At 74.4% G+C, this 9,814-nt stretch carries 10 protein-coding genes and 1 pseudogene; 9 read left to right on the forward strand and 2 right to left on the reverse strand.

Annotated elements, in window-relative coordinates; translation table 11 throughout:
- The 8 genes and pseudogenes from ACXJKQ_RS26895 to ACXJKQ_RS26930 all read left to right on the forward strand — a co-directional run.
- Positions 1-367 (forward strand): annotated as a pseudogene (locus ACXJKQ_RS26895) (nonribosomal peptide synthetase MxaA); the annotation flags it as partial.
- 4 nt (positions 368-371) lie between these two features.
- Entirely contained in the window at positions 372-1,424 is a 1,053-nt protein-coding gene (locus tag ACXJKQ_RS26900; RefSeq protein WP_457108732.1) for a vWA domain-containing protein, read from the forward strand.
- Positions 1,421-2,053: an MxaK protein gene (locus ACXJKQ_RS26905; protein WP_457108733.1), complete on the forward strand. Its 633-nt coding sequence runs from the start codon at positions 1,421-1,423 to the stop codon at positions 2,051-2,053. The genes ACXJKQ_RS26900 and ACXJKQ_RS26905 overlap by 4 nt, the downstream gene beginning before the upstream one ends.
- The gene (locus ACXJKQ_RS26910; RefSeq protein WP_457108734.1) at positions 2,050-3,117 is read left to right on the forward strand and encodes a vWA domain-containing protein; all 1,068 of its coding nucleotides are present in this window, start codon (positions 2,050-2,052) and stop codon (positions 3,115-3,117) included. The genes ACXJKQ_RS26905 and ACXJKQ_RS26910 overlap by 4 nt, the downstream gene beginning before the upstream one ends.
- Before the next feature lie 2 nt (positions 3,118-3,119).
- Positions 3,120-3,674 (forward strand): SRPBCC family protein, encoded by a 555-nt coding sequence (locus ACXJKQ_RS26915; RefSeq protein WP_457108735.1) that lies wholly within the window; start codon positions 3,120-3,122, stop codon positions 3,672-3,674.
- An 8-nt stretch (positions 3,675-3,682) separates the two neighbouring features.
- Positions 3,683-4,618, forward strand: coding sequence for a YncE family protein (locus ACXJKQ_RS26920; protein ID WP_457108736.1), 936 nt, complete (start codon positions 3,683-3,685; stop codon positions 4,616-4,618).
- On the forward strand, positions 4,615-5,136 hold the full coding sequence (locus ACXJKQ_RS26925; RefSeq protein ID WP_457108737.1) for an MxaH protein: 522 nt from the start codon (positions 4,615-4,617) through the stop codon (positions 5,134-5,136). The genes ACXJKQ_RS26920 and ACXJKQ_RS26925 overlap by 4 nt, the downstream gene beginning before the upstream one ends.
- Positions 5,133-5,825, forward strand: coding sequence for a response regulator transcription factor (locus tag ACXJKQ_RS26930; protein ID WP_457108738.1), 693 nt, complete (start codon positions 5,133-5,135; stop codon positions 5,823-5,825). Before ACXJKQ_RS26925 ends, ACXJKQ_RS26930 begins: the two co-directional genes overlap by 4 nt.
- A 24-nt stretch (positions 5,826-5,849) precedes the next feature.
- On the opposite strand, the gene ACXJKQ_RS26935 is transcribed toward ACXJKQ_RS26930, so the two are convergent.
- Complete coding sequence (locus ACXJKQ_RS26935; RefSeq protein ID WP_457108739.1) at positions 5,850-6,209, reverse strand: hypothetical protein; 360 nt, start codon at positions 6,207-6,209, stop codon at positions 5,850-5,852.
- Between the two features lie 463 nt (positions 6,210-6,672).
- On the opposite strand from ACXJKQ_RS26935, the gene ACXJKQ_RS26940 reads away from it, so the two are divergent.
- Entirely contained in the window at positions 6,673-8,784 is a 2,112-nt protein-coding gene (locus tag ACXJKQ_RS26940) for a putative bifunctional diguanylate cyclase/phosphodiesterase (protein WP_457108740.1), read from the forward strand.
- Positions 8,785-9,472: 688 nt separating this feature from the next.
- Here ACXJKQ_RS26940 and ACXJKQ_RS26945 read toward each other — a convergent pair.
- A partial coding sequence (locus ACXJKQ_RS26945) for an outer membrane protein (protein ID WP_457108741.1) occupies positions 9,473-9,814 on the reverse strand: 342 nt, incomplete at its 5' end.

Consider the following 9,814-nt stretch of genomic DNA (forward strand, 5'->3'; position numbering starts at 1 on the left):
GGCTCTGGCGCACGACCGCGCCTGGGGGCCGTTCCGGCAGCGGCGGGGCCGCCCCTTCGCCGCGGCGCTGCGCGGGCTCCGGCGGCGGGCGAGGGCCGAGCCCGATCAGGCCTACCGGGCGGCGCTGCTGGCCCTGCACCGGGGCCTCGACGAGACCGATGGAAGGCGGGTGCTGGCCGACGATCTCGGCGCCTTCCTGGCGCGGCACGGGGCCTTCCGGGGACAGGCGGCGCTGCTCGCGCGCTTCTTCGAGGCCTCGCGCCTCGCCTTCTTCGGCGGCCGCCTGCCGGCCGCGCGCGCGGCCTGGCCGCTGTCCGAAGCCGAGGCGCTCCTGGTGCGCCTCGCGGCGGCGGAGCGGAGCGCGTGAGGCCGTGACCGATCTCATCACCCGCCTCGGCGCGACCGATCCCTGGATCCTGTGGCTGCTGCCGCTGGCGCTGCTGCCGCTGGCCCGCTCGGCCCTGCGCCGGACGGCCGTGCCGGCGGTCGCCGCCGCCCCGGCCGACCCCCTCTCGGCCTGGCTCGGCCGGGCGCTGACGCTCGCCGGCATTCTGGCCGTCGCCGGCCTGATCGTGGCCCTGGCGGGCCCCTACCGGACGGGGGCGCGGATCGGGCGCCTCGGCATCGGCGCGCAGGTCTCGCTGCTGATCGACCGCTCGGGGAGCATGAACGAGACCTTCGCGGGCCGGCAGCCCTCCGGCGCCGAGGAATCGAAGGCCGCGGCCTCCCGGCGCCTCCTGGCGGATTTCGTCGGCGCGCGGGCGCACGACCTGTTCGCCGTGACGGCCTTCTCCACCGCGCCGATGCTGGTCATGCCGATGACCGACCGCCACGACGCCGTGCGGGCGGCGATCGCCGCCATCGACCGGCCCGGCCTCGACTACACCAATATCGGCCGGGGCCTCGGCATGGCCCTGTCGCAGTTCGGAATCGATGTCGGCGCCTCGCGGGTGCTCCTGCTGGTCTCCGACGGCGCCGCGGTGATCGACCCGCGCCTCCAGGACCAGCTGCGCGCCGCCGTCGCGCGGATCCGGCCGAACCTGTACTGGCTGTTCCTGCGCACCGAGGGATCGCCCGGCATCGCCGACCGGCCGGCCGGCGAGGACACGCCCCAGGCCGCGCCGGAGCGCCATCTCGACCTGTTCTTCAAGAGCCTCGGCGTGCCCTACCGCGCCTTCGAGGCCGAGGGCGCCGCGGCGGTGGCCGCCGCCATCGGGCAGATCGAGGCCCTGGAGCGGGACCCGATCCCCTACGTCGAGGAGCGCCCGCGCCGGGACCTGACCGGGCTCGCCGCCGCGCTCGCCGCCCTCGGCCTCGCGATGCTCATCCTGGCCAAGCTCGCGGAGGCGGACCTCTTGGGCGCGCCGGTGGATGCGGAGACCACGACGGAAGCCGCGGGCGCGGCGGTGCGGAGGGCGGCATGAGTTCCGGCGCCCTCCTCGACGACCCGGCCCCGCGCCGCCGCGCCGCCGTCTCCCACCTCGGCGTCGCCGCGGCGTGGCGCCGAGTCCGGCCCGCCCTGCTGGTCGCCCTGCCGCTGGTCCTCGTGGCGGCCGCCCTGTGGTTCGCCGTCTCGGGCTGGAGCGCCGCGCGCGACGACGACCGGATCGCCGCCCTGGAGGCGGGCCGCGACCGACCGGTCGACCCGGATGCGCGACCGGCCCTCCTGGCGGCGCGGATCGGCTTCCTCGCCGCCCGGGACCGTCTCGGCGAGACCGAGCCCCTCCTCGACGCCCTCGACCGTGCCGGCGCGGCGCGGGAGGCGGCCCGGGCGCGGTACGTCATCGGCAACGCGCGGATGCGGCAGGCCTTCGCGCTGATCGGCCGGGGCGACCTCGACAAGGCAGCGCCCCAGGTGACGCTGGCGCGGCAGGATTACCGCCGCGCCCTCCAGGCCCGGCCCGAATTCTGGGACGCCAAGTACAACCTCGACGTCGCCTCGCGCCTCGTGCGCGACTACCCGGAATTCGACCGCAAGACCGGAGACGAGCTGCGCGCCGAGCCGAAGAAGATCTGGGCCGACATTCCCGGCCAGCCGCAGGGCGGCCCGTGAGACCGCGCCGAGTCCTTCCCCCCGTCTTGCCCCCCGTCCTGCCCCCCCTCGTCGCCCGAAACCTGCGCGACGGGCGGTTCCGCGCCCTGGCGGCCGCCCTCACGCTGACCCTCGCGGCCCTCGTCGCCCCGCCGATCCCGGTCACCCGCACCGGCGTGTCGGTGCTGGCGGTGGTCGACATCACCGGCAGCATGGCGGTGCGCGACTATCTCGCCGCCGCTGGATCCGTGAGCCGGCTCGAGACCGTCAAGACGGCGCTGCGGGCGACGCTGCCCGACCTCCCCTGCGGCTCGCGGGTGGCGCTCGGCCTGTTCACCGACCGGCGGCCGTTCCTGCTGTTCACGCCGGTCGAGGTCTGCGCCGACTTCGCGCCGCTGGACGGCGCCATCGCGGCCCTCGACCCGCGCATGGCCTGGGAGGGGGACAGCCGCGTCGCGGCCGGCCTGTTCCGGTCGATCGCCATGGCGGGCGAGATCGACGCCGACCTGCTGTTCCTCACCGACGGCCAGGAGACGCCGCCCCTGCCCGCCTCCGGTGGCCCGACCTTCGACGGCAGGCCCGGGGCGGTGCGCGGGCTGATCGTCGGGGCGGGCGGCTACGGCCTGTCACCGATCCCGCGCTTCGACGATCGCGGGCGCGAGACGGGCTTCCTCGGCGAGGGCGACGTCCAGCAGGAGAACCGCTCCGGGCCGCCCCCGGCCGACGCGGAATCGCGCGAGGGTTACAACCCGCGCAACGCCCCCTTCGGCGCCCAGGCCGCCCACGGCACCGAGCACCTCTCCGCGGTCCGCGAGCCCTACCTGAAGCGCCTCGCCGCCGAGACCGGCCTCGGCTACGTCCATCTCGACGGCCCGGGCGGTCTCGCGGCCCCCCTGCGCACCGCGGCGACGCCGCGCCCCCTGCCCGGCCGCCTCGACCCGCGGCCCGCCCTCCTGGCGGCGGCCCTGGGGCTGACGCTCCTGGCCCTCCTGGCGCGGCCCCTCGCCCGCGCCCTGCGCGTGCTCCGCGGGCGCGCGGTCCCCCCTGTTCCAACCCCCGTTCCAACCGGACCGATCAGGACCTGACCATGCGGATGCCCCTCGCCCTCGTCCCGGCCGTCGCCGCGGGCCTCGCCGTCGTCGGCCTCGCCGGCGCGGCGCTGGCCCACGGGCCGACGCCGCAGAAGATCGACCAGTCGATCACCATCCAGGCGCCCCCGGAGGCGGTCTGGACGGTGGTGGGCGATTTCGGCGGCATCGCGCGCTGGCACCCCGACGTGGCCAAGGCCGAGGCCAGTGGCGGCAATGTCGAGGGCACGACCCGCCGGGTGACCCTCAAGGCCGGCGGCACCCTGATCGAGGGGCTGGACGAGTGGCTGGCCGACGGCCGGACCTACGCGTACCGGATGTCCGACCCGGACCTGAAGGCGCTCCCGGTCTCCTCATACTCGGCGACGCTCACCGTCACTCCGGACGGGACCGGCTCCAAGGTGTCGTGGATCGGCCGCTTCTACCGGGGCGACACCGGCAACGAGCCGCCGGAGAACCTCAGCGACGAGGCCGGGCGGACGGCGATGAACCGCTACTTCGCGGACGGGCTCAAGGGCCTGAAGGCGGCCGTCGAGGGCCGGACGACCCATTGAGGCCCCGCATGCGCCACCTCCGGCTGATCGCGACGCTCGCGGCCGCCGCCGGGACCGGCGGCGCGGCCGCGGCCGGCGACCCCGTCTGGGTCGTCAGCCAGCAGGGGGCCGAGCTGGCGCGGATCGAGGCCGGGACCGTGGCCGGGCGGATCCCGCTCCGGCCGGCGCCGGTCGCGGCGGCGACCGACCGGGCCGGCCGCCTCTACCTGACCCACCCGGACGGGCGCGCCGTGACCGTCGTCGCGCCCGGCGAGCCGCCCCGCCGCCTGTCCGTCCCCGGCCAGGCCTTCGGCCTCGCGGCAAGCCCGGACGGCGCGCACCTGTTCGTCGGCGACTGGTCGGGCGACCGCGTCCTGCGGATCTCCGCGGCGACCGGCGCCGTCGAGGGCGCCGCCACGGTGGGCCGCGACCCGGCCCATCTCGTCCTCGACCGGCGCGGGCGGCTCTACGTCGCCGATCGCGAGAGCCGTCAGGTCAGCGTGATCGACACCGGGACGATGGCCCGGGTGGCCGTCGTCCCGGCCGGCGAGGCGCCCTTCGCCCTGGCGCTTTCACCGGACGAGGCGAGCCTCTACGTCGCCAACGTGCGCAGCGGCGATCTCACGGTGATCGACACGGCGACGTTGCGGGCCCGTGCCACGGTTCCGGCCGGCCGGATGCCCTACGGCGTCGCGGTCACCGGGGACGGCAGCCGCGTCCTGGTCACCAACCAGCACGCCGCCGCCGTGACGGTGATCGACGCGGCCCGGCTCGAGGTGGTCGCCACCGTGGCGGTGGGACCCTATCCCGAGGGCATCGCGGTGGCCGGCCCGCTGGCCTACGTGGCGAACTGGTTCTCGGACGACGTCTCTGTGATCGATCTCGCCACATGGCGCGAGACGGCGCGCATCAAGGTGGCGGAGGGCCCGCGCACGGTCTTGGCCGTAGGGGAGCCCGCGCGATGAGCCGGGCCGGCCGCGTCCGGATCGCGTCCGGCCTGGTCCTGCTGGCCCTCGGCGCCTGCGACCGCGGGTCGGACGAGCGCGCGGACGAGGCCGGCGCGGTGGTCGCCACCACCGCCGAGGGCACCCTGCCGGCCTGGCTCGCGCCGACCGACGGCACCGACCCGGCCCGCTGGCTCGCGGGCCGCGAGGCCGGGACGGCCCTGCCGGCCGACGATCCCCGGGTGCGCGCGATGGCGACGGCGCTGGCCGGGGCCCGCGACGGCTTCATCGAGGATCCGCGCATGATCGCCAACCGCACCGTCCAGCTCGGCCAGATGCTGGCCGAGGCCGGCCTCGGCGCGGGCTACGGCGCGATCCTCGACGGTCTCGGGGGCATCGCGGCGGGGCGCGGCCGCCGAAAGAGCCTCTACGGCGAGATGTGCCAGCACTACTACAACGCCCGGATGCAGGGGGCCGATCACGCGGCCGCGCTGGCGCGCCTCGCCGCCCCGCACCCGGCCCTGGAGGGGACACCGTGAGCACCGCCCGGGCCTCGGCCGACCGCCCGGCGGGGCGGGACGGCCCGCGGGTTCTCGACGCGGTCCTGATCGTCGACGACCATCCGGTCGTGCGGCGCGGCTTCCGCCACCTCGCGGAGGATGCCGGCCTCCGGGCGGTCCACGAGGCCGCGGACGTGGTGTCGGGCTACCGCACCTTCCACCGCCACCGGCCCGGGCTGGTGGTGACCGACCTCGGCTTCCGCGACCAGGGCCTGTCGGGCCTGTCACTGATCCGCCGGGTGCGGGCCCTGGAGCCGGCAACCCGGATCCTCGCTTTCAGCATGCACGACGACCCGGTGATCGTCGCCCGCGCCATCGAGGGCGGGGCGCACGGCTTCGTCCTGAAGGACACGGCGGTGACGCGGTTCCACGAGGCGATCGAGGCCGTCTCGGCCGGGCGCAGCTACCTGCCGCACGAGGTCGCCACCCGGATCGCCATGCTGAATGCCGGGCTGCTGGACTCGCCGCTGGCCCGCCTGACCGCGCGGGAGGTTCAGGTCCTGTCCCTGCTCGGGGTGGGCAAGTCCAACGCGGCGATCGCCGACAGCCTGTCGATGAGCGAGCGGAGCGTGTCGGCCGTCGTCTCGGGCATGAAGCAGAAGCTCGGCGCCGGCAGCCTCGCCGACCTCCTGCACATCGCCCTGGCGCGGGATGGGCGCCCGGTGTGAGGAAACCCGCGGCCCCGGCCGCTGCTAACGCGGCACGATCAGGCCGGGGATGACGGACCCACGCGGCCCGAAGGTCTCCTCGGCCTTCCGGCAATTCGCCGCGACGTCCTTGCGATAGGTTTCGATGTACCGGGTGGCGATCAGGTGCAGGTCGCCGGTCTCCAGGCTGGCGGCGTCGACGCCCAGGGCCTCGACGGTCTGCTTGAGGCGCGCGGAATCGCTACGCAGGTCTGGGCATTCGAGATTCACGAAGCCGGCGAGCCCCGCGAGCTTCGCCGCCTGGACGCGCCTGCGCTCGTCCGGAGACGGGTTCTGGGCCTGGGCCGCCAGCAGGCTCAGAAGGAGGCCGGCCGACACCAGGCCGGAAAGACGGACTGCGCGCATCGCTTCTCTCACCCTGTCCGAAGAGCAGCGCGTCCGTCGACGGTCGCGGCTGCGCAGATGTCCGCAGGTCTATGCCGCGGGACGGGAGATTTCCAACGCCAACCCGGTTCGTCAGCGTCTTACTCGGGCTCCCGCTCGACGCCGGCTGTGGACCGCAGGACCTCGCTGTCGCCGCCGGCCAGCACGACCGGCACGATCGGCGCCATGACGGACCTTCGGCGCGCGGACAGGGTGCGGACCTTCTCGCCCTCGTCCGGGACGAGGGTGCGTGAACGGCCGGCCGCGCACCGGCCGCACGCGGCACAGGCGACCGCATCGCGAAGGGACGGAATTACACGCAGCAATTGAATTCTGATCCATCGGAAAGAATCCGGAAAGCTCCGCCCTGCTAGTGTCCCGTCAGGTGGGCGCGGGCACCATCCGGTAGACTGTTCGCGCGGGCGGACGATTGGGATCCCCGGGCATGACGAGTGGGACGGTCGCGCTGCGGGAGAAGGCGAAGCGCCTCGACACCGTCCTCGACACGATGGACCAGGGCCTCATGATGATCGACGCCGCCGGCGTCGTTCAGGTGTGCAACGCGCGCGCCCTCGCGCTCCTCGACCTGCCGCCTGCGCTGATGCGGTCCCGCCCGACCTTCGAGGCTGTCCGGGAATACCAGATCGCGCAGGGCGAGTTCGGCAAGGCAAGCGAGGCCCTGCGGCGATGGGTGGCCGATCGCGGGGTGGAGCGCGGCGCCCACACCTACGAGCGCGAGCGCCCGAACGGCACCGTGCTGGAAATCCGGACCGTGCCGCTGCCCGACGGAGGGGCGGTGCGGACCTTCACGGACATCACCGCGCGCAAGCGGGCCGAAGAGACGCTGCAGGTGAGTGAGACGCGGCTCGCCCTGGCGCAGGATGCCGGCAGCGACGGGCTGTGGGATTGCGATCTCACGACGGGCGAGGCGTGGTCCTCCGACCGCTGGTGGGGCGTGCTCGGCTACGAGCCGGGCGAGCTGGCGAGCAACGCCCACACGTGGCGGGCTCTGCTCCACCCGGAGGATGCGGGCGCCGCCGAGCGCGCCCTGATCGAGCACCTGAGCGGACGGGCGCCGACCTTCGCGTGCGAGCATCGCATGCGGCGCAAAGACGGATCCTGGGCCTGGATGATGACCCGCGGCAAGGTCGTGGCCCGCGCCGACGACGGACGCGCGCTGCGGTTCATCGGCACGCAGATCGACATCAGCGCGCGCAAGTCGGCCGAGGGGCAGATCGCCCACATGTCGCGCCACGACGGCCTCACCGACCTGCCCAACCGCGCCCTGTTCTACGAGCGGCTGGAGATCCGGCTCGCCGACCTGCACCTCCACGGGGGTGCCTGCGCGGTGCTGTGTCTCGATCTCGACCGCTTCAAGGCCGTCAACGAAAGCCTCGGCCACGCGGCGGGCGATTTCCTGCTCCGGGCGGTGGCCCACCGCATCCGCGCGGTGCTGCGGACCGACGACACGGTGGCGCGCCTCGGCGGCGACGAATTCGCCGTGCTGGTGGCCGATGCGGGCGATCCCTGCCACGCGGAAACGCTGGCCGCGCGCCTGATCGAGGCGGTCCAGGCGCCGATCCCGTTCGGCAAGCAATGGCTGAAGGTGGGCCTGAGCGTCGGCATCGCGCAAGCGCCCGCCCACGGCCTCGACAGCGAGACGCTGGCCAGGCGCGCCGATCTGGCGCTCCACCGGGCGAAGACCGAGGGCCGGAACACCCACCGGATCTTCGAGCACACCATGGACGAGGCCGAAGCGGCCCGGCGCGACCTGGAGCGGGACCTGCGTCAGGCGATCGAGGCTGACGAACTCATCCTGCACTACCAGCCGCAGGTGAGCACCGGCACCGGCCGGCTCCTCGGGTTCGAGGCGCTGGTGCGCTGGGAGCATCCGACGCGCGGCTTGATCCCGCCGAATGCCTTCATTCCGTTGGCCGAGGAGAGCGGCCTGATCCTGCTGCTGGGGGAGTGGGTGCTGCGGGCCGCATGTCGGGAGGCGGCCCGCTGGGAGTGTCCCCTGAAGGTGGCGGTCAACCTGTCGCCGCGCCAGTTCGAGCAGGCTGACCTGCCCGAGCGCGTCCTGGCGATCCTGACCGAGACGGGCCTGGCGCCGACCCGGCTCGAACTCGAGATCACCGAGACGCTGATCATCAACGACATGGCCCGGGCGTTGGGCATCCTGCGCCGCCTGAAAGCCTTCGGCATCGCCATCGCGATGGACGATTTCGGGACGGGCTACTCGTCGCTGGCGACGCTGCAGGCGTTCCCCTTCGACAAGATCAAGATCGACCGGTCGTTCGTAGGCCATGTCGAGGCCAGCCCGCAGGCGGCGGTGATCGTGCGCGCGGTTCTCGGGCTCGGCCGCAGCCTGGGGATGAGCGTCGTGGCGGAGGGCGTCGAGACGGACGCGCAGATGCGCTTCCTCGCCGCGGAAGCGTGCGACGAGGCGCAGGGCTACCTGATCAGCAAGCCGCAGCCGATCGAGCGGTTCGCCGACCAGCTCCGCGCTCCGGATGGGTGCGTGGCGACGGGCGGCCCGGATTCCGCGGTCGCATAGACCGACGACGCGTCCACGGCTTCCCATCGATCCCGCGGCAACCGAGACGGCCCCTGCGCGGCGGGCGGTGCGAGGACGGCCGGGCGCCGGGGCCTTGGCCCGCGCCGCCGCAACCGCTTCCGCCCGGCGCCGGCCGAGTGTGGCGCGGCTGCGACACCGGGCGACGACCGCCTGTGGATGAGGCGCCCTGCCCCCGATCCGTCACGGTTGGGGTGCCAGCATGGCCGCACACAGTCGATCCGGCTTCCCCACATGCTCGCCCGACCCCACGCCCTTCTCCTCCGTCATCGCGAGCGCGCCGCCGTGCTCATCTCCTCCGCGCTGTTCCTGGCCGGTGCCCTTCCCCTCTTCTGGGCGCTTGGCTGATCCTCCGGTCGGGTCCGGCAGAGCCTGCGGCCGCCAGCCGGCGGCCGCAATCCGCTCCGGCGCGCTGCGTCGGGCGGGCGCAGGCACGGCGGCGCCGGCACCGCCCCCAGGCCGGGGCGGTCCTCGGACCGCGCAGACCCGGAACGGACGAAACCCCGGAAGCTTGCGCTCCCGGGGTGGTGCCGACCTCGCGGCCAGGATGATCGGGCTGGGGATGCGAAGTGCGACCCCGCGGCAATCCGGCTTCGCCGGATGACAGGGACCTTCGGCCCCCGCCCACCGCGTCGCCCGGCCTTTCGGCCGGGCGTGGTCCGATCGGGTCTTAGTAGGATCCGAACTTGTAGTTCAGGCCGGCGCGGACGACGGCGAACTCGTCGGAGCGGCGGCCGACGCCGCTGTAGACGACCGGGAAGTTGTTGGCGGCGTTGACGACGAGCGCACCCTGGCTGCGGGTGTTGCGGTCGAGGTTGACGTACAGGCCTTCGACCTTGAGCGTCACCGCCGAGGAGCGGAAGAAGTTCAGGAACGACTCGGTGGGCAGGGCGTACTCGATGCCGCCGCCGACGGCCCAGCCGGTGCGGAAGCTGTCGTTGCCGGCATAGCCGCCGAACGAGCGGTCGGCGCTGCCCGAGCCGTAGGCGAAGCCGCCGGTGCCGTACACGAG

Source organism: Methylobacterium sp. P5_C11 (genome assembly GCF_054049775.1).